The organism is Anaerotruncus sp. 80 (genome assembly GCF_009936115.1).
GTDB lineage: Bacteria > Bacillota > Clostridia > Peptostreptococcales > Anaerovoracaceae > Senimuribacter > Senimuribacter intestinalis.
Genome location: NZ_QWES01000003.1, coordinates 26,551 through 49,998, shown reverse-complemented (window position 1 = coordinate 49,998; position 23,448 = coordinate 26,551). Strand labels below are relative to the sequence as shown.

Sequence of the window (23,448 nt, the reverse complement as noted above, 5' to 3'; positions counted from 1 at the left end):
TATTTTTCTAGGTCAGGAGGCAGAAATAAGTTCAATTCAGTTCAATCACATTGCACCCTGTCATTAAATATAGTATACTTTTATCAACAATATGAAAACCCACAGGAGTATGCTGCCCATGAAAAAAGTAATCATTCTTTATAGAAACTCGAAAGATTCCGTCAACACCCCCGCAAGCGAATTCATCTACGACAATCTGCGTTCAGTATTCAGTGATTATGCTGTTTTCGAAAACTGCTTTATGGCAGATTTAAAAGAAAACGAAATCCTTCATGCCGACGCTTTTCTTGCCGTTGATGCAAGAGTCTTTCAGAAAGCGAAAGAATGCGTTGCAGATTTCAGTAATGTAATCAAGATGGGCAGGAGTATTGAGCAGAGTGTACTAATTACCCTCCAGGATATCCCCGCAGATACAAATGTACTGGTCGTCAACGACTCTTACAGCACTGCCGTAAATACGGTGAACATGTTTTACGAGCTTGGAATCAGCCATTTAAACTTTGTTCCCTTTGATAAGGAGCTTGCACATACGACGATTTATGACGATTTGTCCCTTGCTGTTACTCCTTCCGAAAAGCATTTTGTACCGGCACATATTAAGAACATTATCGACATTGGCTACCGTAAGGTCAGCTTTGATACCATGTTCAGACTGATGAAACTCCTGGATCTGGATAACAGCGTCGTTAATCGCAACCTGTTCCGATACATGCAGTCACTGGCAGAACCGGATACTATCTTCAATACAAATTACATTTATGAGTATTTAAAAACGCAGACCCTGAGTTTTGTAACAAATTCCAACAAGTCCTGCGTATTTCTGACAGACCAGCATATGAACATCATTTACGCAAACGACCCTGTCGAGGGCATCTCCCGAAAAGATCACAGCAGTCTGTTAGATGCAGGCCAATTAGTAGAATTAAAGGATTCTCTCGACAGCGAATCAGGAAATCCTTACACGACAATAAATGGCACAGATTATTACTACGACAAATACCCGATAAAACTCATCGACGAAGTCATAGGATATTTTGTTGTTCTGAAAGAAAAAAGTCAATTGCTTCCCGTCAATAAAGTCAACCTGCAAAAAGGATATGTGGCAAAATATCATTTTCAGGATATCGTCCACATGTCGGAAGAGATTCAAAACTCCATTCAGACTGCAAAGCTAATCTCATTAACAGAGCACACGGTGCTGATTTATGGTGAAAGCGGAACAGGCAAGGAAGTCTTTGCGCAGGCCATTCATAACGCCTCAAAGCGAGCAAATGCTCCCTTTGTTGCAGTAAATTGTGCAGCGCTTCCGGAAAATCTTTTAGAGAGTGAATTGTTCGGATATGAACCCGGCGCATTCACCGGCGCCATTGCGAAGGGAAAGGCAGGGCTGTTTGAGCAGGCAAACCACGGAACGATTTTTCTTGATGAAATCAGCGACATATCACCGAATCTGCAGTCCAAGCTGCTGAGGGTCATTCAGGAAAAGCAGGTCATGAGAATAGGTACAGACCACATCATCAACATTGATGTGCGCTTAATTGCAGCGACAAACCGAGATTTAAAGCAGGCAGTCCAGGAGAAGACTTTCCGCAGCGATTTGTTTTACCGTCTCAATGTGCTTCCCATTCGGATTCCTCCTCTCCGCAAAAGAATGAAAGACATTATTCCTTTGCTCAAGTACTTTCTCGGCACATCTTATGATAATCTGACCCCACAGGAACTTCGGCAGCTTACTGCTTATTCATGGCCCGGAAACGTGCGAGAGCTGGAAAACTTCTGCACCTATTATAAGACCCTTTCCTCTTTTCCCGAATATCTCTATGAGGAAATCTCTGTGCCGGAGGATTGTCCTTCCACGGCTGAGGTGCAGATAGAAATCCTAAAGCTAATCAGAAAAAATACCAAAATTTCCCACGGCATCGGTCGAACGGGTCTGGCGGAGCTTCTGAAAAAGCAGGGACTTTATCTCAGCGACAGAGCGCTGCGCCCTATACTCAATCAGCTTCAGCAGGATGGTCTTATTGAAATAGGAAAAGGCAGACATGGAATGCGAATTACAAAGAAAGGTTCCTCTCTGCTAACCTCTGATTCCAGCGAAAAGCATTAATCCGCTTTTGGGGATACAGCAAAGGAGACAGTCTTTAGGCCGTCTCCTTTTATGGTTTGCTATTACAGCATGTGATAGCAGGCAACCTGATGGTTGTTTCCGATATCTGTAAGAGGAGGCATCGCCTGCGCACATTCTGCAGTTGCATAGCGGCAACGGGTTCTAAACGGGCACCCGCTCGGAGGATTCATAGGTGAGGGAACATCGCCCTCTAAAATAATTCGCTTGCTGTCCGCTGACTTTTTCGGATCTGCCACAGGCGCCGCAGACATAAGGGACTGGGTATATGGGTGTCTCTTGTTCTCGAACAGTTCTGCAACATCTGCCACTTCTACCAAATGTCCCAAATACATCACGCCTACCCTGTGGGAAATATGTCGAACCATAGAAAGGTCATGGGAGATGAACAAATAGGTCAACCCCATTTCTTCCTGAAAGTCCTCTAATATATTGACAACCTGTGCTTGAATGGATACGTCCAGCGCCGAAATCGGTTCGTCACAGACAATAAACCGAGGCTTTAAAGCCAGCGCTCTGGCAATACCGATACGCTGCCGCTGTCCGCCAGAAAATTCATGAGGATATCTGTTGATATGGTCATCTTTCAATCCGACCATATGCACTAGTTCCCTAACCCTTTCATCTCGCTCCTTCTTGGAAGCAACTAATTTCTGAACCAGCAGCGGCGCACCGATAATTTCATTGACTGTCTGCCTCGGATCTAACGATGCATAAGGGTCCTGAAAAATCATCTGCATATCCTTCCGATACGGTGAAAATTCCTTTTCCGATAAATCGGTAATATCCTGCCCGTCAAAGAAAATTTTTCCGCCGGTAGGCTTGTATAACTTCAATATTGTTCTGCCAACGGTAGTCTTTCCGCAGCCAGATTCTCCTACCAATCCAAAGGTAGTTCCGGCAGGAATAGACAGGGTCACATCATCTACCGCTTTCAATGTCTGCTTGCTTTTCTTTCCGAAACCCTTTCCAGCCACTGAAAAATGCATTTTCAATCCCTGTACTTCAACTAAAGGCTTATTCTCGTTCACTTGCGTCCTCCTTCTCCATGGTTTTTCCTCGATTTGCCTGCGGATGAAGGAGCCAGCAGGCTACGCGATGACCTTCTGCTACTGTCGTCAATTCTGCCGGCGCCATATTGCAGATTTTCATCGCATTTTCACAGCGTGCTGCAAAAGGACAGCCTTTCGGCGGATTCATTAAGTCCGGAGGACTTCCCGGAATCGGTTTCAGCTTCTGCTTTTCATAGGTGCCGCTTCCCATCGTATCACTATGGGGTACTGACTCCAAAAGCCCCATTGTATACGGGTGCTTTGTTTCATAGAAAATCTGATCCAAAGAACCTTCTTCCATAATCAGCCCACCATACATAACCACTACGCGAGTGCAGACCTGGGCAATTACACCCAAATCATGGGTGATTAAAATAACAGATGTCGAAAACTTTTCCTTCAACTCCTGCATCAACTCCATAATCTGCGCCTGTATGGTCACATCAAGGGCTGTAGTCGGCTCGTCAGCAATCAGTATTTTCGGATCACAGCACATCGCCACAGCAATCATCACCCTTTGGCGCATACCCCCTGACATTTCATGAGGATACTGTTTCATTCGTTTTTCCGGCTCATTGATGCCAACCAGCCGCAGCATTTCGATGGCTTTTTCCTTGGCCTGTGCCTTGGACAGCTTTTTATGTACTCTCAAGGGCTCCATCAACTGATTGCCCACTGTATACAGCGGATTCAAAGAAGTCATAGGATCCTGAAATATCATACCAATCTCGTTTCCCCGAATCCGTTTCATTTCCTTTTTACTTTGTGAAAGAATATCTCTGCCGTCAAATTCCAGCGCATCCGCACGTACTGCCGCATTGTCTGCCAGAAGACGCATGATAGACATCATAGTCACGCTCTTTCCGCATCCTGACTCTCCTACAATGCCAAGAAATTCGCCAGAATCCACATAAATATCTATACCGCGAACCGCCTGCACAATTCCGCCGCCGGTCGCAAAGTTGGTTCGCAAATTTTTTACTTCTAAAAGATGTTCTGACATAATTTCTACCTCTATTTCTTTAAACGCGGGTCAAGTGCATCGCGTAATCCGTCCCCAATAAAGTTCAGTGCAAACATGGTTAAGCTGATTGCCAAAGCCGGGAACAGCATCAAATACGGATACATACCCATTGTTGCCATACCGTCGTTTGCCAGTGTTCCCCAGCTTGCTACCGGTACAGCAATACCAATACCGATAAAGCTCAGGAACGCCTCTTCAAAGATTGCGGAAGGAATAAGCAGCATAACCGTAACAATAATCGGGCCCATACTGTTAGGCACCAGATGCCGCAGTAAAATCTGCACCTTGCTCTCGCCTACTACCTTAGCTGCCGTAGCAAAATCCTGGTTCTTTACCGATAAAATCTGACCTCTTGTCTGCCGCGCCGGGCTAAGCCAATAGGTCAAGCAGATTGCAATCAGAATACTGGACATTTTCGGGCCCATAAACATAATCAGCAAAATACTGTATAGCAGCGATGGAACTGCCGAAAATACGTCTACAAAACGCATCATCAGCATATCGACTTTGCCGCCAAAGAAACCTGATATTCCGCCGAAAAGCACACCGACCACCAGGCTGACCAAGGCTGTTACAATACCAATCGTCAAACTGATTCTTGCACCATAGGCAACACGCACCAGCAGGTCGCGTCCAAACATATCTGTACCGAGTGGGTGTTCAGCACACGGCGACTGATAAATTGCGTTGTAATCCTGCCCATCATAGGTATATGGACTTAGTATAGGCACGAAAATCGCTACCAGTATCATAAAGATAATAAAAATAATTCCTACAACCGCCAGTTTATCTGCTTTCATCTTCATATAAGCATTCTGCCAGTAGGAGATGCTGGGCCGGTTGATTACATCAGTCAGCTTATCCTCCTCTGGAAGCGGTTCAAATAATTCCGCCGGAATATCTGTATCTGCCATGGTATACGGCGGTACAGGAACTTCCGGAAACATATTTTTCTTCTTTCTCATCTTTCCCACCTCACGAATCCAATCTTACGCGCGGATCGATGAGTGCATAAGCAATATCCACAATCAGCGTACAGATCATAATAAACAGACCATAGAAAATCGTTACACCCATAATCATGGTATAATCGCGGTCGCTGACAGAATTAACGAAATACCTGCCAATGCCGGGAACCATAAAGATTCGCTCAATGGCAAAGCTTCCTGTCATCAGTCCTGCCACCAGTGGTCCCAAGTAGGTAACTACTGGCACGATAGCATTACGCATAGCATGCTTACCTATCACTGTAAACTCAGACAACCCCTTCGATCTGGCAGTCCGAATGTAATCCTGCTGCACCACCTCCATAAGAGTCGAACGGGTCAGTCTGGTGATGTTCGCCACAGGTGCAAGGCAAAGACAGGCTACAGGCAAAATGAAATGCTTCAGCTCGCCCCAGCCGTGCGTAGGCAAAATTGCCCATTCCATACAAAAAGCATACATCAGCAGCATGGCGATAACAAAGGTTGGAATGGATATCCCCACCGTGGCAAGGGTCATGGACAGCATATCCGCCACGCCTCCCCGCTTCAGTGCGGCAATTACTCCAAGGGGAATACCGATTAGAAGCGCTACAATGATGGCAACAAAACCAATCTGAGCGGAAACCGGAAAGCTGTCGGCAATCAGTTCATTTACGCTATAATTCAGCTTTTTCATGGACAAACCCATATCTCCATGAAAAAGATCCTTTACATAGTTAAAAAACTGCTCATGTACCGGAAGATCCAGTCCATACCTGGCCCTGATTACTTCCAAAACCTCCGGATTTAGGTTTTTCTGTTCGCCTGCACTGAAGGGTCCTCCCGGAATGGTGTGCATCAGGAAGAAGGTAATCGTAATCAATAAGAACATTGATACGATTGCAATCAATACACGCTTGACAACATATTTAAACATAGACTTATCCTCTCTGTTTCAATTCCTTTTTTGAAGCAGGTGTTCCAGTTAAATTGGAACACCTGCCGCAGTTTCTATGCTTTCTTATTCTGCAATATCTGCATACTGGAAGAATACGTGACCGATGTAGTTCTTCACTACGCCTTTCACTCTTGGATTTACCAGCATTGTATCTGTATAGAAGGTTACTGGAATAATCGGTGTTTCTTCAATCAGAATCTTTTCTGCATCAAGGAATGTCTTCATTCTAGTTTCATAATCGGTCTCTTTATAAGTCTTCTGCATCAGCGCATTGTATTTCAGCGCTTTCTCATCATGCCAACGAGCATCTTTCAGACTGCCGTCCGGATTTACTTCACGACGTTCTTCCCACAAGAACAGGTTTGTGCTTGGGTCGTCATAGTCACCGGTCCAGCCGTCATCGGCGATATCCCAGTCCTCAGTCTCAAATACGTCCCAGTAAGTGGACGGCTCATAGGAAACGATTTCAATCTTGAAGCCTGCTGCCTGCCACATGGACTGCATTGCCTGCGCACGGTTCATTGCTTCCTCATTATTCTGACAAACATATTTATATGTCGGAAGTCCCTCGCCGTTTGGATATCCTGCTTCCTCAAGGAGCTTCTTAGCACGTTCTAAATCAAAGCTTACTAAATCGCCCGCTTTGTCACGATACTGTTCATCTCCCCAGTGAATACCATAAGGGACTAAACCGGTAGCAGGGTAGCTTACCTGACCCAGAATTGAAAGCAGGGTTTCTCTATCAAGAGCAAGAGACAACGCCTGGCGCACACGATTATCTGTAATATGTCCTGTATGAGTTGTCAGATAGTTTACACCGATACGGCTTTCGTTTACAAATTCGTCACTGTCTTTGTATTTAGACACCGCTTCCGCATTAAGGTTATCTGATACATCGATATCCCCATTCTGGAAGGAAGCCAATTCTACAGATGGTTCGTCCAGGAATACGAATTCTACCTGATCAATGGCAACATTATCTGTATCATAATAGTACGGATTCTTTTCCAGCACCACATTTACCTGGTCTTTAAGGCTGGTCATTCTGAACGGACCGTTTCCAACGTAAGTTTCCGCAGTTTTATTCCAGTTCGGATTTTCATTTACAATGTGCATCGGCAGTGCTACATAAGTACATGCGATATCCAGGAAATAAGTACAAGGGCTTTCCAGTGTAATCTCCAGTGTGCGATCGTCAAGGGCCTTATAGCCGACCTCTTCCCAATCACACTTTCCGGCGATGTAGTCGCCCATATTCTTTACATACTCTTCCAAAGTCGTCTGTTGTGCAGCTGTCTCCGGTGCGCAGTAGTATTTCATCGTTTCTTCCCAGTCATGGGCAGTCATATCTGTGCCGTCAGAGAACTTTGCACCATCTCTGATATGGAAGGTCCATACCAATCCGTCATCACTGGTTTCATATTTGTCTGCCCATCCCATCTCAGATGTGCCGTCTTTAGAAATTCGTGTAAGTCCTGTATAAATGTTGTATTTCAGGACGCTGTATTTCGCATAGCGGCTTCCTTCAACATACTCCATTGATTCCGGCTGTCCGCCGTTAGCGTAAACGATTTTCTTCATTCCGTCTGCGCCTTTATCACCTTTATCTTCTCCTCCGCATCCTGCAAGGCAGGTCAACACCATCGCTATACAAAGCGCGGTCGCCAATAACTTCTTTTTCATTTTTTCCTCCTTTCACGTCCGCCAAACCTTTAGAACCTTTCTCCCGCTCGGCAAGACAGGGGGGAACAAGAATTTCTGTTCCCATACTTTTTGCTGGTCTGCGACACAGCATTTGCATTATATTCTGTTAAATTGCAATATTCATGCCATTTACCATCTTCACTACAATAATGTGTAAAAATGCGTAAATTCATCAACGACTCCTTCGCCTGCCCTCTTATGTGTTTCGCTAAAAATAGGTTCTATTATTCTATGAACCTTTTTGTCCTCATTTATTTACCTTGATTTTCTTATACAAAAAACCAGCCGAATTACGCCTTCGGCTGGATAAATTTTAGTTTTTAATTCTTTACTTAGAAAACCCTGTTCAAGCTACAGTGCGTTAGCCGATAAAATACCGGCATCTTGCCAGTTCCATCGGGCTATCTGCCGTATAGGAGACAGTATAGTCATTTAGCTTCTCAACGCCCGGAAACCAAGTTGCGGACATAGCTTTCTGAAACTCCTTATAGCATAGTGTCATCGTATAGGACTTTGAAAGCGGCTTGGACTTCGGTAAAGGCTTTGACAGTACTTCAGTCACAGCCCGCTCAATCTCTGCTACCACCTTATCAGGGTGTATATTCCATGTTGCATTGCCCATTCCTTTTTTGGTCGGAACGGTGACAATACCCGGATATTCTGTCTCCGCTTCGCTGCAAATCCCCGCGTCACCGGACAGCAGCAGTGACGGAACGCCAAACTGGTCAGCAACCCCTGAATTAATCGTGAATTCAGACGCATATTTATCGTTGATTTTAAACCAGTTGTAGATGTAATCCTCACAGGTATGCTTCAGCGGACTCGTGTTGGTCCACGCCCCGGAATGATAGCCGATGTAAATGACGCCCGCAAAGGTTTCATCTATGCCTCCAAGCATAGATAAAGGTGTGCACGTCCAGCCTGAAATCAGCTCAGCCTCCTCCGGCAGCAATTCATGGGCGATATTCATCGCATCTTCATGTCCGTCTTTGACAACCACACCATAGCCGCAGTTTAACGCAGCCCTGCATGCAGCGGCCGTTTCCTTCGCCATTTGCCTGCAAGCTTCCTCGTAACCCTTGCCACCGTATCTGGTTGCTTCCCAACTGGTGATTCCGCTCACGCCTTCGATGTCCGCACTAATAAAAATTTTCTTCATTTATGGCCTCCTTTCAGAAGTATTCTTCTCATGTAAATACACCATGCAAGTTATATGCCATCAAATTCTCCCGAAAGCGATTACGACTCCATCTATTGAAAAAGCATTACGGACAATCCCTGTTAATTGTTCTGCGTCCTGTTATTATGCCAGATCTTTACCATCTGCTTTATCCTGCGGTCTTCCTACTGTCTTTGCCAGAATGACATATAAAAGTCCTGCTGCAATAATTCCCTGCGCAAAAGGAACGCCATAAGGAATGAATTTGATCACAGCATAGCCCGCCAGCCAGGATACAATCCCAAGCCAGTTGAAGCCGTCTGCAGTCTTGTAATTCTCCGGTTTTGCTTTATTGACAATCCAGTAATCCGCTAAAATCACGCCCATAGTCGGCAGCATTAAATCTCCCAGCACATATAAAAAGCTTTCAAAATGAGAAGCAAAGCCCAGCAGCGCACAGATTGTTCCAAGAACACCGGAAATCATTGTCGCTGCGGCCCTCTTGTTATCTTTCAAATTAAACATCATAACTGCATTGATGCCTCCGGAATAGGCATTGGTCGTGTTCGTTGTCCATGTAGCAGCAATCAAAACCAGCATGCCCAGAACCGGGATTCCGATTTCACAGAACACAATTGTAATATCATACTGCTGTGCAACCTTTGTCATAATAGCGCCAAGTACAATCATCAAAATGCCTGCCGGCGCAACACCGATGGAACTGGAAAGAATGGTATCTTTACGGGTTGCCTGATATCTTGTAATATCTGATGCCGCAAGACAGCCTGCCGCCATAAAGCTAACAGTCAGTACTATGCCATCTACAAAGGACATGGTAATCTCCGCCGGATCCACATTCAGCGCTGAAGTGCCATATTTATTCACCGCGATAATAGTTCCAACAATGGTGATTACAAACAGGGCAGGAACCGCAATCCTATTCAGTTTATCCAAGGCATTGATTCCATATACTGCCGTAACCAGCATGATAATCCCCCATACAGTGGAAGACAGCCATACCGGAACATCCAGTCCAAAAAACTCCGACATTAGATTAGAGAAGGCATTACCACATACGTCGTTTTGGACAGCAAACCAGCCAATCATAGAAATAAAGATCAAAGTGCTGATGATAAAGCGGGAGCCCTTTTTTCCAAAGCCGCCTAATGTCGTCATACAGGTTGGAACTCCCAGATCGCTTCCGATAATGCCCATAAGACTAAAGAGTACGATTACAATAATATAACCGATAATACCAGAAATAATTGCAAGATGAAGCGGCATTGCACCTGCCAGTATTCCGCCCAGAAGCAGGCTCGGAACACAAATCATAATGCCCGCCTGCATAAAAGCTACGGATATCCAGCTTTTTCTTTCTTCCATGGGAACTTCCGTCAGCGTGGTCGTTTCCATAGTGTTTTTCTTTTTCTCGTCACTCATAAGAAAACCTCCTTAGTTTTCCCTGATTTTACAGAAAATTAATTCAGTTTTCTTTGTACTGGTTTTAATTATGACAGGATTTTTTTGTAATTATTACAAGCCCTATACTTCGATTAGATTTCCCGATTTAGCAGGATTCTGAGTTTAACTGCAATTGCAATGGTTTCGTTGAACCTAATGGTATCGTTTTCCATATTCAGCGCACTCTTGATACGATTAATCCTATATCTTATGGTGTTGACATGCTGGTTCATCATCTCCGGAGTTAGCCACATAGTTCTCCACGGTCAGTATCATTTCCGGAAGGTTTTCCTCGGTAATCTTTGTTCTGAGCGCCTCTAGGTAAGCATCATAGTAATCTTCCGCTTCCTGCGTATCCTTCACTGCCGTTAAAAGCTGAATCGACGAAAGGGCATCATAGGTTTTTACAGTCATATCCATAGCCTTGGCAGTTTCCAGGGCAAGTCTTGCTTCCTCCAGCGCCTTGCCGCAGTCTTTTCTTGGAAATGCCCGGCTGTAGCCGATGACGGGATTGTCCAGAAATTCTTTGATTCTGACAAGACATGCATTTAAAGTCTGCTGAAGCCGCTCTTTGTTGTCCTCACTGAGCAGAATAATCATTCCCTGCTCAGTTCTGACGAAAATATCATTTTCTCTGTTGAGATAATAACTTTGCAGTTCCAGCCTGGCGATATCCGAATTGAAGCCGCCCTGAATAAATATCCCTCTAATGTACTGCTTTACTGTAGGCTTGATACTGTAAAGTACTTCGCTGCGTTCTGTATCGTTTAGGCTCTCGTACATAATCTTATCCAGTCGAAGTTTATTAATAGTATTGTAAGTATCGAAGGTAATATAGCTGTGCACTGTATCAATAATCACCGTGTAAGGATATTCCTCTGGTATGAGTATTAAAGGAAAGTCATTATCCTCGCACAGTTTTAGAACCTGCGGCGTCAAAAGGTTTACTCTATCGTCCGTAACAATTAAAAGCCCTGCAGATTCAGAATGAATCAGACATTCCAGATAATAGCGAAGTTCACAATCATCTTTCTCACTGCGGAACTGTTCCAGACACGTAATGAATAAATCCCCCTCGCAAAGAATTTTGCGCTCCAAAAGATCGGGCACGCAGGGGCAATCAAAGACTGATATTCGCTTCACTTTTCTATGAAGTCCCTCTCTCCCCGCCAGCACCTTCCTGTTTTCAAAAAGTTTGTCTTTCAAAAGCGCACCGATTTCTATATTCACTGCAATTCTCCTTTTGTTTTTCAGAGTAGGCTTATACTAATTACAACTGCAAATTTTGTTTAGCAAGGGACTGCAAAAACGCCTGGCATCCCGCTACAACATCATCGTAGGTTTCGTCAAAATTCCCCGTGTACCATGGATCTGCAATATCCCGATCCTTTCCGGCAAATCCCAGCAGCATGTGTACTTTATTATAGGGATCTGTACTGATAATACGAGATAATCCTCTTTTATTTTCTCTATCCATCAAAATCAGATAGTCAAATTCCTCATAGTCTTTTTTCGTCACCTGGCGAGCCTGCCGTTTCTCAAAGGCAATGCCCTGTTCCCGCAGCTTCGCTTTGGTTCCTCTATGGATATCGTTGCCGATTTCCTCGCGGCTGGTGGCTGCAGATGCGATTTCAAATTCCGCTTCACAGCCCGCCTTGCGGACCATATCTTTCATTACGTATTCAGCCATTGGCGAACGGCAAATATTGCCGTGGCAGATGAAAAGTATTTTTATCATAATCTCTATATTCCTCCAGAATTCCGAAAATCCTTGATTTTACTGATTTTCGAGCTTTCGATTTTTCTTCAATTTTTCATAAGTCTCTATAAATCTATGTAACTACACTACTTGGTGGTGTAGTAATTGGTGTAGTAAACACAAGATACTACCACCATATTTGCTGCTTATCCAACAGCAAAATCCCTGTCTTTTTTCATTTCAGGGGACTGGCGAAACTGTGAAATTTTCGCCATCTGTTCCGCAGCGTGTGCGTAGCTTGCATGGGTGTAAACATTGAGCGTCACGCCCGCATCGGAGTGACCCATCAGATGCTGTAGATTCTTAATATCCATGCCTTCGTTTGCAGCTTTGCAAACCACTGTTTTGCATCGGATACCTTGACGGTGCTGATATTGCGATAGCCAAAATCCTCTTTTTTGACCAGATTCAAAACAAAATTATAGCCAAAATGAGCCTTTGACACTTTGGAAATCCGTCTTCTTAATAAGCAATCCTGAAATAGTCCAAATATGCTTTATATTTATCCTGCGCGGTCAGGCAGGTATCGGTCAAATAACTCTTTTCATTGTTCCATTCTTTCAATCCCCGGTAATAGAACATCTTCAGATTATCCTCTATGATGAATGGAACAATATCATATTTCAGGCATTCTTTGAACATAATCAATCTGCCTACACGACCGTTGCCGTCTTGGAATGGATGGATTCGCTCAAACTTCACATGGAAATCCAGAATACCTTCAAAAGTCTTTTCTTCCTTGGCATTGTATTCTGCCAGCAACGCTTTCATCTTATCGGCAACTTCTTCCGGAAGGGCGGTATCCATGCCGCCAACCTCATTCGGAAGCTTCTTGTAGTCTCCAATTGCAAACCAATCTTTTCTGGAATCACTGGTTCCATTCTTCAGGATTAGATGAAGTTCCTTAATTAACTTCTCAGTTAGTGTCGTTTTTGCGTTCTCAATAATCATGTCAATACAGCGAAAATGATTTGCTGTTTCAATAATATCGTCAACATTGAGAACTTCATTTTCCACGCCGATCGTATTGGTTTCAAAAATATATCGGGTCTGATCGTGAGTCAGACGACTACCTTCGATGTGGTTTGAGTTGTATGTCAAATCAATCTGCGTCTTATGATAAATACCACCAGAGTATTTGCTTGCTTTCTGCTCTTTCAGAATATCCAACAGAGTAATCGGTTCCTCTTTTCTCTTGTTGGCACGCTCCGGTTTTTCTGCATTTTCGGGAATATTCCAAGTCTTGCCGGTAAGAAAAGCTCCATTCACACGTCCTTGGGCGCAATAGTTTCTAACACTACGCTCTGACACATCCCATTTTTTTGCTATCTCAGTAACCGAAAGGTATCGCATCTACTATCCTCCGTCATAAATCAAATCAAAGAACTACACTAATCTACTGTATAGTATATCATATTATCGGCAAAAACATCAACATATTTTCGGTAAAACCATTATATTTTTGCCGCCAAAGGAAGTTTGGTTTTGTCGCTTACCCATCACACTAAATTACAGAAAAATGTGATTCATTGCCCATAGCGATAACTCTGCGTATGTACCTATAATAATACTCCCCCGGTCAAGCCGGTGGTTTTCGCTTCTACAAGAAACAGGAAATCTTTTCTTGATTTCCTGTCTTGGTGTGTCGTTCCATGTAGCGGCGGTTATTCAGTTTCCATATAAGCCGGATCTTATTTGCCCCAGTGTTGTTCCTTTTCGCAATTACAGTAAGTAATTATTTTCCCGGTTTGCAATCTGCAAACCAACTAATTTGTAGGTTGCATATCCTCCCATAACCAGCGGCTCTGCTTTGCAAATTTCTTCTGCTTCTTCACGGCTCTCTGTTTTTAGGATATACATACCTGCCATTCCCGGATAACCTTTAAAGACACCACAGATTTCCAGTTTTCCCTCATCGTCCAACCGTCTTATGTTCTCAACGTGTTCCATAACTACCTGTTTTGTCATTTTATTATAGGTCTTGCTTTTCTCAATCATCATCATGTACATCAATTTTTCCATACGATTTTCTCCTTTACATTCTATGGGGATTCACTGAGGGTATTATATTATATTTATCCGGCAATAGCAATCTGCCTGTCATTTTCCGGAAGCAAACTTATAGCCCACGCCTATAACGGTCTTTATGCAGGTAGGTCTCCGGCTCTCCGCTGGTCGCCCAGACAATCATTTCATAAGGCAAAAGATTAGGATTTCTCATGCGAAAGCACCTCCATTTCTTTATGCAGGAGTTGTAAAGTCCTATGGATTTGATACCCGGTCGTACTCCGGCGGCGTCCGTACATTTCCCCGATTTCCCGCTGTGTGTAATGCCTGAAAAAGTAAAGGAAAATGATTTCCCGTTTTTTCTCCGGCAGAGCTAACAGGGCGGCGGCAAGTTTTCCGTTGGTGAGGATAACTGTCTGACCGCATATCGTAATGGGGTATTCTTCATAGGGTGCTTCAAAATATTCGTCCGTTGTGCCTAAAGGGAAAAACTTTTTTCCGCCGTCTGCTCCTGTCACGCCATGCGTTGATAGCGGCATAGCGAATGACAACTTTGCAAAAGCCATTGAAAGTATACATAATATGCCCTTTGTATGCTTCTATACAAGTCATAAATGATTCCCCCTTTCTTCCACATAGGGGGGGTACATGACTTTGTTTTGTGCCATATTGCATTTGGAACATGGATAGTTTATCATAGAATAGTGACAAGAGCTGTCACCATTCGGAAAGGAGTTCAAAAATGTCAAAAGCAGAACGGCTTATTGAGATGATGATAACAATAAATGCAAAAAAAGATTTTACTGTAGGCGAATTGGCAAATGAATTTTCCGTAAAAAATATATGAATTGCATCAGCATTATTGCAGTTTGGAAACAAGTATGAATGAATGAGAGGGATTCCGTTGTCGTCGGCATTGTGGGAATAGTGTGGTGCTGGCAATCTATCTCTTGTTTTTGATTTCTTGCTTCTTTACCGTGCATGAGCATTTTTCAAGATAGATAATTTTGCAAAGAAACAGGAATAGCCAGCCCGAAAAAATTTACGGACTGGCTGTACCAGCAAAGTAATATTATTGTTGAATTGTGTGAAATATAGTTATAAAATAATCCATTTTCCTTTTTGACTAGAACCTTCTCTTTTTATAATTCCAGATTTTTTCGATTCCACGTCCCCATGCCTCAATAAAACCAGCTCTGAAAAATGTATTTGCAATCAACGAATTATATGGTCTTGACCCGAAGCCTCTCTTGTATGGTTATTCTTCCAGAATCATCAAGTAACGATCCAGTCTTGCATTCACATAACCTGCAAACAGCTTTTCCATTGTACCAAGATTATGCTTTACATGGTATTCATCAAACGCATTGTAATAAGAAATGCGGTCTGTAAACTTAATGTCAATCGGCGGGTATCCGGCTTTCATCAATTCCAAATTCACAAGCAGCCTTCCAGTTCTGCCGTTTCCGTCAATAAAAGGGTGAATCCCCTCAAACTCGATATGAAATCGTGCGAGCCTGCTAATAGTATGTTCGGTACTATTTGTATAAGCCTGCAGCAACCGTTCCATCTCAGACTGGATCAAATATGGCTGTACCGGCTCATGTTTCGCGCCCATAATCCTGACGGGGATTTTTCTGTAAACCCCTCGATCCTGTGGTTTATCTGCCAACACAAGATAATGAATCTGCTTGATAATACTCTCCGATAAAGGTGCCTGTTCCTTTACCAGATCCTGCACAAAATCAAATGCCTCTTTATGCCCGACTGCCTCCATATGGTCTTTTAACGGCTTCCTGTCAATCGTCAACCCACGCAAAACCATGTCTGTCTCACGCAGGGTCAGCGTATTTCCCTCAATTGCATTAGAATTATAGGTATACTCAATAATGAATTCCTCAGTCAAACGTTCCAGTTCTCCCTCTGTCAGTGGGCGTCTGGAATCTAATTCCATTTTCTTCCTATCTATAACCGTCAGCAAACTTTCTGTTGCCTTAAACCGCCCATCCTCTGGCTTTTTCGCCTCTGCCGGAATCATCCAACTACGCCCTTCACGGTTAACACCTAAGATTTTTCCTTCTGCGCAAAGTATACGCACTCGTCTATCAGAAATCCCCCACTTTTCTGCCGCCTGCTTTACCGTCATATACATAAAGATTGTACCTCTCTTCCGAAAATAGTATATCCTATTTTCGGAATAATATCAACTTGAAAGGAATAATATTTTATCATTTACGGAACAATAAAAACATCCTGATCTGAGTCACTCCATGTCCACGGTACAAGCACACCTTCCTTAAAAATCCAAATCAAGTAACCCCTACTTAATCCGTATTCATTTTCACTTCAAAGTGTTTACCGCATTATCTGCCGACAAATCTTCCGTTCTACATCTATCTGATTCTAACTCGGTCAGATAATCTTCAATCGATATCATTTTCTTCACTACATTTTGAAGAATTTCCAGATCCCATTGACAGGATATCGCAATGGCTCCAAGTATCGCTTCAAAAATATCCGCCTTCGCTTTCTCCTGTGCATCTATCCGATTATCCATATCACATCTTCCTACAAATTGGAGCACCTAATCTCTTTCAACCTTTTTTCGATTTCCATAATATGCCCAGATAAATCTGCTATTTTAATTTTATCATATAATTCAAATGTAAAATGCATCTCAAAGTATTCTCCCCTTTGAGAAATTGAAAAACTATCTGCAACAGATAAAATTGCATTAAAGTCTGTCAACCCTTGAACTCTATCGATGTCTAACATAAGATTATTTCCAATGTAAATTAGTTCTGCATAGCAGGTATCCTCACATGTATTCATTTTAACACATCCACCCTGTATTTCTGCAATATTGCAAAGTGATGGATATAATATATCTATAAAATTATCCCACTTCTGTTTATTTTTTCTTCTTTTATACTGTGATTCCCTCGTTTCCACCAATAGCTTTACCAAATCAAAGTATTCCCTTTGCTCATTTGTCAGAGGCATTTTCTCCTCTTTTTCAAAAACTAATCTGTCCCATTGATATTCTTCAATGTAATTCATTTCTTTTTTCATACTGCAACTCCCTATTAAGCAAAATTAAACTAATGAAGAATGGCTTATCTAAAGCTTTACTATATTTAGGCATGGATACTAGAAATTCCTCGGTTTAGTACATTTACAGGGACTATTTTGGCATTACATTAACCTATAATAATTAGTACAGTCACAGGGATTGGTGGAAGTACAAATGCAACTAAACAAAGCTATAAGCGAACGTCTATTGGAACTACTTGCAGAACGTAATATGACGCAGTATCAACTTTTTACTAAAAGTGGCGTACCTAAATCCACAATAGGAAATGTGGTTAATTGTTCTTACACATCTGTAAAATTACGTATCATCCACGAGATGTGTCAAGGGCTTGGTATTACATTATGCGATTTTTTTCACTCATCGTTATTCGATGATGAAAATCTTGAGCCCTAAACCTCAAATCAATATGTCAAGTTTAGAATATCATTCTCTTCTTTAAGTATACCATGAAACGCTCAACTAGTACAGCTACAGGTTCTATCTTTTTTAAAATTCCACTTATAATTATGATTGCAAGGTGGTGATATATATGCAACTGAACGAAGCGATAAGCCAAAGGTTATTGGAATTGCTTACTGAACGCAATATGACACAATATCAGCTTTATATTAAAAGCGGCATCCCTAAATCAACAATAAGCAATGTGATTCATTGTTCTTATCCATCCGTAAAACTGCGTATCATTCATGAAATGTGCCAAGGACTTGATATTGCGTTGTATGACTTCTTTAAATCGCCATTATTTAATAATGAAAATCTTGAACCCTAAACGCCAATATGTCTCTTAACAGCATATTGGTTTTTCATTTCAATTCTTTCGGACAAAAGACTCCCGGTCTCCATTACGCTTCCCATTGACTCTTTTAATATATTGTTTTTCTTTTAAATGAAATGCCCTTTTCGCCGTTCTATTCCTTTAACCCGCGATAATAGAACAGCTTTTTCTCGCAAAGGCATCTAGTAATCGTTTAAAGGCGCTGGACGGTCAGATAGGCCTTTTGACAGACCTGTGCCTGCTCTCCCGTAAAAAATTTCTTCTCTCCTAAGCAGTTCACAGGCATAACGCCCATCAGGGAATTGGTCACGAAGCATTCCTCCATCTTCGAGACATCCTCCTCCCTTATCACACACTCTGTCACCGGGAAGCGCTCCAAAATGAAGCGGCGCAGGATTCCCGGAAGAAGACCGCAAAAGACAGGCGGCGTATAAAGCCTGCCCTCCCGGACAAAGAAAATATTCGTTGTGGTTCCCTCACAAATCTCTCCTCGGCTATTTCGAAAAATCAGCTCGTCCGCACCCAAGGACGCTGCCCTGCGCTTCTCCATGATGCAGTCGCCGTAGTTCATGGTCTTGTGGCGCACAAGGGGTGAGGTCTCGTTCCGGTATACGCTGCTGTATACCAGTCGAAAGCCTCTCCTTCGCTTCTCGGGTGTGTAGGGATTTTCGCGCATGGTAAAAAGGCTGTTTTTCTCGGATACCATGATTTTTAGAGCGCCGTGATCCAAAAAAGCCTGCGCCCCTTCTCCCTCTTTTATAGAAGTAAGGTAGTCCTGAACCTCCCTCTCGGTGATACTCCTAGAAATTCCCAGTTCCTTTAGAGAGACCCCGAGCCGTTCCAGATGCCAGTCGAGAAAAACCGGCCGCCCGCACTCCAGCGCTACAGTCTCAAAGACCCCCAGCCCGAATTGATACCCCTCATCCAATGTAATCTGCATAGCTGCTCCTTCTTACTTCGTATTCGTACCGTTAAAATCCGCCCCTGCGCCCAGCTTTGCCACCTCGACCCCTGGGACGTCTGCAGCAATCTCCTGCTCCCCAACGTTCAGCGCCTCAAGAAGGGCTCTGGCCTTTTGAAGCGTCTCCTCATACTCAAATTCCGGCTCCGATTCACAGGTGATTCCGCCGCCTACGCCCAGGTAATAGATGCCGTCCTGACAGAGGGCTGTCCGGATCACAATGTTGAAATCGCAGTCCCCGTCCAGGGAGAGATAACCCATAGAGCCCGTATAGAGGTTCCGCCCACTGTGCTCCAACTCATCGATAATCTCCATGGCCCGCAGCTTCGGTGCTCCGGTAATGGAACCTCCCGGAAAAGCGGCCTCCAGCAGATCCATGACCGTCATCTCCGGTCCAAGCTCCCCAACGATATTGGAAATCAGATGAAAGACCGTGGCGTACTCCTCCACTGCAAAGAGCTCCGTCACCCGCACGCTGCCTGGAACACAGACTCGGTTCAGGTCGTTGCGCTCCAGATCCACAATCATCAAAAGCTCGCTCTTGTCCTTCTTTGACTGCTCCAGTTCCCTTCGAAGGAACGCATCCTCCTTCGGCGTACTGCCCCGTTTTCTCGTGCCCTTGATCGGCCGCGTCTCAACCCGACCGCCTCGCACCTGCAGAAAACGCTCCGGGGAGGCGCACACCACCTGAAAGCTTCCATAGTTGAAATAGCCCCCAAACGGTGAGGGATTGTTCCTGCGCAGCTTCCGGAACATCTCATAGGGCGGCACCGGACTTGTAATGCGAAGCTGCTGCGTCATGTTGGCTATGTAGATGTCCCCCTCTATGATATACTCGATCATGCGCTGAACAGCGGTCAGATAGGCTTCCTTTGTAAAGTTTGCGCAAATCTCTCCCGGCTCTCCCTGCCCGGCAGAGCTGTCTGCGACCAACATGCCGGGCGCATTTTTGCTGAAGCTCTTCATCGCAAAGACCTCGTCCGCCGCCTGCCCTGCTGCCTGCCGCACAAGTCCCAGGAGCTCCTCCAACTCCTCATCACAGTCCCGCCCATGACCGTTGGAGATTAGGAACAATTTCTTCTGCCTCTTATCCTCTATCACAAAGCTGTCGTAGAAGATGAGGATAGAGTCGGGAATCTTCGCCTCCGCTCTGTGCCGTGTCCTCACACCCTCCTTTTCTCTTCCGTATTCATAGGAAAAATAGCCCACGGCCCCGGAGGCCAGCGGAAGGCCTGTACGGTTTTCCTCCCTGTGCTTCCGCAGATACATCTTGACATAGTCCTCAAAGCTTTCCTCCAAGACCTCGCCATTTACCGTAAATTTCTCCGCCTTTACCAGCTTTAGGTAAGGGTGAAGCCCGATGATCGAATAGCGCCCCAGATCATTTTCCAGGGAGGAATCGAGAAACACGCTGTCCTCCCAATCCTGCACCAGAGAAAATATCCGCTCCATATCAGGGTATTGCTCAAGCTCATGTATCAGCTGCATCAAAATTCCTCCCTTCCGTAGCCGTTCTCCCAGCTCAACGCTTCCGCAAAGTGTGCCTCCCCGGACCAGCCCAAGGGCTGGCTCGGCTCCGGACGCCATATTCCCTGCTCATACCGTCTGCATATGCCGCAGAAATTCCCCAAAAGCTCCCGACCGTGCTGGGTCAGCACAGCCTCCGGGTGAAACTGTACCCCGTAAATCGGCATAGTCCTGTGCGCAAGGCCCATGACGACCCCGTCCGCGCTTCTGGCCGTCACCCGCAGGCAGGCAGGAAACCGCTTCTCCGACACCACGAGGGAATGATAACGTGTCACCTCATACTCGGCGGGCAGCCCTGCAAACAACCCCGTTCCGTCATTGCAAAGCTTCGTGATTTTCCCATGCATGGGACGTTCCCCCTTGCATACATTTGCCCCGTAGACCTGACCCAGAACCTGGTGTCCCAAGCATACGCCGAGTATCGGAATCTGGTTCTGAAATTCCCTAAGAACACTTTTAGCCTCCACGGCGTCAGAGGGTCGTTTCGGGCCCGGGGAGAGGATAATCCCCTCCGGGCGAAGCCTACGTATCTCAGCCAGACTTACTGCGTCCGCCCGCCGCACCAGCACCTCCTGCCCCAGCTCCCTCATATAGGCGGACAGATTATAGACAAAAGAATCGTAGTTATCGACCATAAAATACATAAAAAAAGACCCACCTCGCTTTCTGTTGGATTCACAGTCGTTTATCCTAAAGCAAAATTAGGTCCGTAACCTGTATACACCGTATTATATAGAAAAAGAAACCGAATGTCAAAAGGTTTTAGTTCAGCCGCAGACTTATACGGAAGTTTGACATCCTTATCGATGTAGAAATCTAGCTGCTTTGTCATAATATCCGCCTGTACAATAGTCTTTAAATCATGCAGGGTCTCCAGAAGAGAGTTCTCCTTTTGTTGAGGAATGTAGTTTTCACGTCTTCTGCCAGCTATCGTATTGTAACGGGAAGAACCACCAGCACAATTCCGCCTCTATGATAAGCCCTATGGTTTATTTCTTCCGTTTACTTAATCGCATCGTGTTCTGCCCTCTGTGGTTTAATCCTGCTTCTGAACCTTTTTCTATAAAACGCTCATTTATATGTCGCATTCAATGCTGATATTTCTCAGCATGCTACATTAGCATTACGCAATAATTATTTTTCCGCAATCGCTTCAATTTCACAAAGAACGCCTTTTGGGAGCGCTTTCACTGCAACACAACTTCTTGCCGGGCACGATGTAAAATGGGCAGCATACACCTCGTTAAATGCAGCAAAGTCTTCCATATCCGCAAGAAAACAGGTTGTTTTATCACCTTATCCATGCTGCTTCCCGCTTCGTTTAGAATTGCTCTACCCGTGCTTTCAGCTCTGACTCAGACAATTTGCCATTCAGCATTTTTCCCGGAAGAAGTACTGCCCCCGGACAGCTGTCCACAAGGTTCTCGTTGGTTTTACCCATACCGCTGCCACCCGAAGTCGCAAAAGGCACGATGGTTTTACCGGAAAAATCATAGCTTTCCAAAAATGTATTGATGATAGTCGGGGCAATGTACCACCAAATTGGATAACCCACAAACACCACATCATATTGTTCTATATCTAATGCTGCGCCTGCCAATCCGCCCTCACCTAAGATAGATCGAATCCAAAAGCCCCTTTCCTGTTTCCGTCTTTGCGACTTTTCCTTTGAATGCCTCAATCTGCGCCCTTGACATCTGCGCTTCCGATGCATTGACCAGAAAGTCCGCTTCTACCAATATCTGATAGTCCTGTCCATCTATCCCTGAAAAGGTGTGATGGTGCGATACAAGATAAATTACCCGCTCTAGCACCTCTTCAGCCAAATTAAACTCAAAAAGAAACGGTCTAAGCAGCGCCTCGCTTTCCGCCTCCTGGTGTTTTCCATCGGTATTACCATACTTTTCCCGGCAGAGTGGACAGGCAATATCGTGAACAATTGCAGCCATCTCCAAAATATCCTGCGTCTTCTCATCCAGACCCTCCAGCTTGCCAATCATCCCAGCATAACTGAGCACCTTTAAAAAATGCTCGACATCATGCACACTACCTTCATAAAAATCTATCATCTTCTGTATCATTTGTGCTTTTTTCATGGATTATCTCCTCATTGCATTTTGTATTTTATTTTACCGAAAACGGCTTTTTTACAAAGATAAAACTTACAGCCAAAACTGTAAAGAATACCAAGCTAAAAATTAACGTATGAAACATTCCACTGGGATAAGGCGCAATCCAACCCTGTTTAAAAACAAGTATCGATATATAGCCTGTCACCATAGAAACTGGCATTAAAGCAATTCCAACTATATTAAGCCAGTTAATATAAAACGATGCTTTTTCCATTGACAATAATCTCCCAATAAAATATCCAGCAATTCCCACCGTTTGAATAATCATTGAACCCCAAACAACTTCCATCGTTTGTTCAGCGTACCACCCGCCAAATGCGCAAAATAACCCAATAGCAATAAAAGCTGTTGATGAGATATAAAGTATCTTACTTGCAATCTCTTTGCTTTTTTGTTCTTCACTCTTTATTGGTTCAACGCCTTTTAGAATGTAATCTGTTGTTACTTCAAAAAAGTCACTCATTATAATTATTTTTTCTAAGTCGGGTGTACTTTGTTCACTTTCCCATTTAGAAACAGCCTGCCTTGAGACACCGACTTTATCAGCAAGTTCTTCCTGTGATATTCCCTTTGTTTTTCTTAAATATTGTATTCTGTCTGCCATATTCATTATCAGCACTTCCTTTCATAGTGTGATTATAGCAATATTATCAGTTGCATGACTACCATTTAGGCATGGAAATGTGTCAACTGGCAGTTGCAAAAGTGTGGGGGAGGACTCCAACTTAATAGAAATCCTCATTCA

At 44.0% G+C, this 23,448-nt stretch carries 24 protein-coding genes and 4 pseudogenes; 3 read left to right on the top strand and 25 right to left on the bottom strand.

Going from position 1 to position 23,448, the window contains the following annotated elements; genetic code table 11:
- The first annotated feature begins 118 nt into the window (after nt 1–118).
- Nucleotides 119–2,107: a sigma 54-interacting transcriptional regulator gene (locus D1155_RS02535; RefSeq protein ID WP_160200851.1), complete on the top strand. Its 1,989-nt coding sequence runs from the start codon at nt 119–121 to the stop codon at nt 2,105–2,107.
- 62 nt (nt 2,108–2,169) lie between these two features.
- Here the strand turns inward: D1155_RS02535 and D1155_RS02530 are convergent, their stop codons facing one another.
- The 17 genes and pseudogenes from D1155_RS02530 to D1155_RS02455 all read right to left on the bottom strand — a co-directional run bounded on the left by D1155_RS02530 (nt 2,170) and on the right by D1155_RS02455 (nt 17,286).
- Nucleotides 2,170–3,156, bottom strand: coding sequence for an oligopeptide/dipeptide ABC transporter ATP-binding protein (locus D1155_RS02530; RefSeq protein ID WP_330588326.1), 987 nt, complete (start codon nt 3,154–3,156; stop codon nt 2,170–2,172).
- A complete protein-coding gene (locus D1155_RS02525) occupies nt 3,143–4,180 on the bottom strand; it encodes an ABC transporter ATP-binding protein (RefSeq protein ID WP_160200850.1) in 1,038 nt (345 codons plus the stop codon). The genes D1155_RS02530 and D1155_RS02525 overlap by 14 nt, the downstream gene beginning before the upstream one ends.
- 11 nt (nt 4,181–4,191) lie before the next feature.
- Nucleotides 4,192–5,166: an ABC transporter permease gene (locus tag D1155_RS02520; RefSeq protein WP_243150994.1), complete on the bottom strand. Its 975-nt coding sequence runs from the start codon at nt 5,164–5,166 to the stop codon at nt 4,192–4,194.
- Nucleotides 5,167–5,176: 10 nt separating this feature from the next.
- Nucleotides 5,177–6,103: an ABC transporter permease gene (locus D1155_RS02515; protein WP_160200849.1), complete on the bottom strand. Its 927-nt coding sequence runs from the start codon at nt 6,101–6,103 to the stop codon at nt 5,177–5,179.
- 84 nt (nt 6,104–6,187) lie between these two features.
- On the bottom strand, nt 6,188–7,807 hold the full coding sequence (locus D1155_RS02510; RefSeq protein WP_160200848.1) for a peptide ABC transporter substrate-binding protein: 1,620 nt from the start codon (nt 7,805–7,807) through the stop codon (nt 6,188–6,190).
- A 382-nt stretch (nt 7,808–8,189) separates the two neighbouring features.
- Nucleotides 8,190–8,987, bottom strand: coding sequence for a M55 family metallopeptidase (locus tag D1155_RS02505; RefSeq protein ID WP_160200847.1), 798 nt, complete (start codon nt 8,985–8,987; stop codon nt 8,190–8,192).
- A gap of 144 nt (nt 8,988–9,131) precedes the next feature.
- Nucleotides 9,132–10,427 (bottom strand): cytosine permease, encoded by a 1,296-nt coding sequence (locus D1155_RS02500; RefSeq protein ID WP_160200846.1) that lies wholly within the window; start codon nt 10,425–10,427, stop codon nt 9,132–9,134.
- A gap of 222 nt (nt 10,428–10,649) precedes the next feature.
- A complete protein-coding gene (locus D1155_RS02495) occupies nt 10,650–11,678 on the bottom strand; it encodes a PucR family transcriptional regulator ligand-binding domain-containing protein (protein WP_160200845.1) in 1,029 nt (342 codons plus the stop codon).
- A 40-nt stretch (nt 11,679–11,718) separates the two neighbouring features.
- Entirely contained in the window at nt 11,719–12,186 is a 468-nt protein-coding gene (locus D1155_RS02490) for a low molecular weight protein-tyrosine-phosphatase (protein ID WP_160200844.1), read from the bottom strand.
- A 167-nt stretch (nt 12,187–12,353) separates the two neighbouring features.
- Nucleotides 12,354–12,521 (bottom strand): hypothetical protein, encoded by a 168-nt coding sequence (locus D1155_RS02485; RefSeq protein ID WP_160200843.1) that lies wholly within the window; start codon nt 12,519–12,521, stop codon nt 12,354–12,356.
- The gene (locus D1155_RS15925) at nt 12,494–12,619 is read right to left on the bottom strand and encodes a hypothetical protein (RefSeq protein WP_279261396.1); all 126 of its coding nucleotides are present in this window, start codon (nt 12,617–12,619) and stop codon (nt 12,494–12,496) included. The genes D1155_RS02485 and D1155_RS15925 overlap by 28 nt, the downstream gene beginning before the upstream one ends.
- Before the next feature lie 50 nt (nt 12,620–12,669).
- Entirely contained in the window at nt 12,670–13,560 is an 891-nt protein-coding gene (locus D1155_RS02480; RefSeq protein ID WP_160200842.1) for a Fic family protein, read from the bottom strand.
- A 369-nt stretch (nt 13,561–13,929) separates the two neighbouring features.
- On the bottom strand, nt 13,930–14,229 hold the full coding sequence (locus D1155_RS02475) for a YciI family protein (RefSeq protein ID WP_160200841.1): 300 nt from the start codon (nt 14,227–14,229) through the stop codon (nt 13,930–13,932).
- A gap of 185 nt (nt 14,230–14,414) precedes the next feature.
- Nucleotides 14,415–14,826 (bottom strand): annotated as a pseudogene (locus tag D1155_RS02470) (sigma factor-like helix-turn-helix DNA-binding protein).
- Nucleotides 14,827–15,472: 646 nt separating this feature from the next.
- Complete coding sequence (locus D1155_RS02465) at nt 15,473–16,366, bottom strand: DNA-binding protein (protein ID WP_160200840.1); 894 nt, start codon at nt 16,364–16,366, stop codon at nt 15,473–15,475.
- A 189-nt stretch (nt 16,367–16,555) separates the two neighbouring features.
- Complete coding sequence (locus D1155_RS02460) at nt 16,556–16,771, bottom strand: hypothetical protein (protein ID WP_160200839.1); 216 nt, start codon at nt 16,769–16,771, stop codon at nt 16,556–16,558.
- 11 nt (nt 16,772–16,782) lie between these two features.
- Entirely contained in the window at nt 16,783–17,286 is a 504-nt protein-coding gene (locus tag D1155_RS02455; RefSeq protein ID WP_160200838.1) for a hypothetical protein, read from the bottom strand.
- A 175-nt stretch (nt 17,287–17,461) separates the two neighbouring features.
- Between D1155_RS02455 and D1155_RS02450 the strand changes: the two genes are divergently transcribed.
- Nucleotides 17,462–17,701, top strand: coding sequence for a helix-turn-helix transcriptional regulator (locus D1155_RS02450; RefSeq protein WP_160200837.1), 240 nt, complete (start codon nt 17,462–17,464; stop codon nt 17,699–17,701).
- Nucleotides 17,702–17,837: 136 nt separating this feature from the next.
- Nucleotides 17,838–18,077 carry a helix-turn-helix transcriptional regulator gene (locus D1155_RS02445; RefSeq protein ID WP_160200836.1) on the top strand — a complete coding sequence of 80 codons (240 nt, stop codon included), beginning with the start codon at nt 17,838–17,840 and terminating at the stop codon, nt 18,075–18,077.
- 199 nt (nt 18,078–18,276) lie between these two features.
- Here D1155_RS02445 and D1155_RS02440 read toward each other — a convergent pair whose 3' ends face one another.
- The 8 genes and pseudogenes from D1155_RS02440 to D1155_RS02405 all read right to left on the bottom strand — a co-directional run bounded on the left by D1155_RS02440 (nt 18,277) and on the right by D1155_RS02405 (nt 23,313).
- Entirely contained in the window at nt 18,277–19,023 is a 747-nt protein-coding gene (locus D1155_RS02440; protein ID WP_160200835.1) for an aminotransferase class IV, read from the bottom strand.
- Between the two features lie 12 nt (nt 19,024–19,035).
- On the bottom strand, nt 19,036–20,496 hold the full coding sequence (gene pabB / locus D1155_RS02435; protein WP_243150996.1) for an aminodeoxychorismate synthase component I: 1,461 nt from the start codon (nt 20,494–20,496) through the stop codon (nt 19,036–19,038).
- 167 nt (nt 20,497–20,663) lie between these two features.
- Nucleotides 20,664–21,215: pseudogene (locus D1155_RS02430) on the bottom strand (aminodeoxychorismate/anthranilate synthase component II); the annotation flags it as partial.
- Between the two features lie 41 nt (nt 21,216–21,256).
- Entirely contained in the window at nt 21,257–21,403 is a 147-nt protein-coding gene (locus D1155_RS02425) for a hypothetical protein (RefSeq protein WP_160200832.1), read from the bottom strand.
- 302 nt (nt 21,404–21,705) lie between these two features.
- A pseudogene (locus tag D1155_RS02420) lies at nt 21,706–21,923 on the bottom strand (Rid family hydrolase); the annotation flags it as partial.
- A pseudogene (locus D1155_RS02415) lies at nt 21,893–22,153 on the bottom strand (flavodoxin); the annotation flags it as partial. The pseudogenes D1155_RS02420 and D1155_RS02415, both read right to left, overlap by 31 nt.
- Nucleotides 22,154–22,178: 25 nt before the next feature.
- Complete coding sequence (locus D1155_RS02410) at nt 22,179–22,667, bottom strand: HD domain-containing protein (RefSeq protein ID WP_160200830.1); 489 nt, start codon at nt 22,665–22,667, stop codon at nt 22,179–22,181.
- A gap of 28 nt (nt 22,668–22,695) precedes the next feature.
- Entirely contained in the window at nt 22,696–23,313 is a 618-nt protein-coding gene (locus D1155_RS02405; protein ID WP_160200829.1) for a helix-turn-helix transcriptional regulator, read from the bottom strand.
- Nucleotides 23,314–23,448: the final 135 nt, after the last annotated feature.

Coding starts and splice junctions, on each gene's coding strand:
- D1155_RS02505 (WP_160200847.1), bottom strand. CDS start 8,987: ATGAAGAAAATTTTTATTAGTGCGGACATCGAAGGCGTGAGCGGAATC.
- D1155_RS02520 (WP_243150994.1), bottom strand. CDS start 5,166: ATGAGAAAGAAGAAAAATATGTTTCCGGAAGTTCCTGTACCGCCGTAT.
- D1155_RS02440 (WP_160200835.1), bottom strand. CDS start 19,023: ATGCAGATTACATTGGATGAGGGGTATCAATTCGGGCTGGGGGTCTTT.
- D1155_RS02450 (WP_160200837.1), top strand. CDS start 17,462: ATGCAACTAAACAAAGCTATAAGCGAACGTCTATTGGAACTACTTGCA.
- D1155_RS02445 (WP_160200836.1), top strand. CDS start 17,838: ATGCAACTGAACGAAGCGATAAGCCAAAGGTTATTGGAATTGCTTACT.
- D1155_RS02515 (WP_160200849.1), bottom strand. CDS start 6,103: ATGTTTAAATATGTTGTCAAGCGTGTATTGATTGCAATCGTATCAATG.
- D1155_RS02465 (WP_160200840.1), bottom strand. CDS start 16,366: ATGTATATGACGGTAAAGCAGGCGGCAGAAAAGTGGGGGATTTCTGAT.
- D1155_RS02535 (WP_160200851.1), top strand. CDS start 119: ATGAAAAAAGTAATCATTCTTTATAGAAACTCGAAAGATTCCGTCAAC.
- D1155_RS02475 (WP_160200841.1), bottom strand. CDS start 14,229: ATGGAAAAATTGATGTACATGATGATGATTGAGAAAAGCAAGACCTAT.
- D1155_RS02525 (WP_160200850.1), bottom strand. CDS start 4,180: ATGTCAGAACATCTTTTAGAAGTAAAAAATTTGCGAACCAACTTTGCG.
- D1155_RS02460 (WP_160200839.1), bottom strand. CDS start 16,771: ATGGATAATCGGATAGATGCACAGGAGAAAGCGAAGGCGGATATTTTT.
- D1155_RS02405 (WP_160200829.1), bottom strand. CDS start 23,313: ATGAATATGGCAGACAGAATACAATATTTAAGAAAAACAAAGGGAATA.
- D1155_RS02480 (WP_160200842.1), bottom strand. CDS start 13,560: ATGCGATACCTTTCGGTTACTGAGATAGCAAAAAAATGGGATGTGTCA.
- D1155_RS02510 (WP_160200848.1), bottom strand. CDS start 7,807: ATGAAAAAGAAGTTATTGGCGACCGCGCTTTGTATAGCGATGGTGTTG.
- D1155_RS02410 (WP_160200830.1), bottom strand. CDS start 22,667: ATGAAAAAAGCACAAATGATACAGAAGATGATAGATTTTTATGAAGGT.
- D1155_RS02485 (WP_160200843.1), bottom strand. CDS start 12,521: ATGGATATTAAGAATCTACAGCATCTGATGGGTCACTCCGATGCGGGC.
- D1155_RS02455 (WP_160200838.1), bottom strand. CDS start 17,286: ATGAAAAAAGAAATGAATTACATTGAAGAATATCAATGGGACAGATTA.
- D1155_RS02425 (WP_160200832.1), bottom strand. CDS start 21,403: ATGACAAAGCAGCTAGATTTCTACATCGATAAGGATGTCAAACTTCCG.
- D1155_RS02500 (WP_160200846.1), bottom strand. CDS start 10,427: ATGAGTGACGAGAAAAAGAAAAACACTATGGAAACGACCACGCTGACG.
- pabB (WP_243150996.1), bottom strand. CDS start 20,496: ATGGAGCGGATATTTTCTCTGGTGCAGGATTGGGAGGACAGCGTGTTT.
- D1155_RS02490 (WP_160200844.1), bottom strand. CDS start 12,186: ATGATAAAAATACTTTTCATCTGCCACGGCAATATTTGCCGTTCGCCA.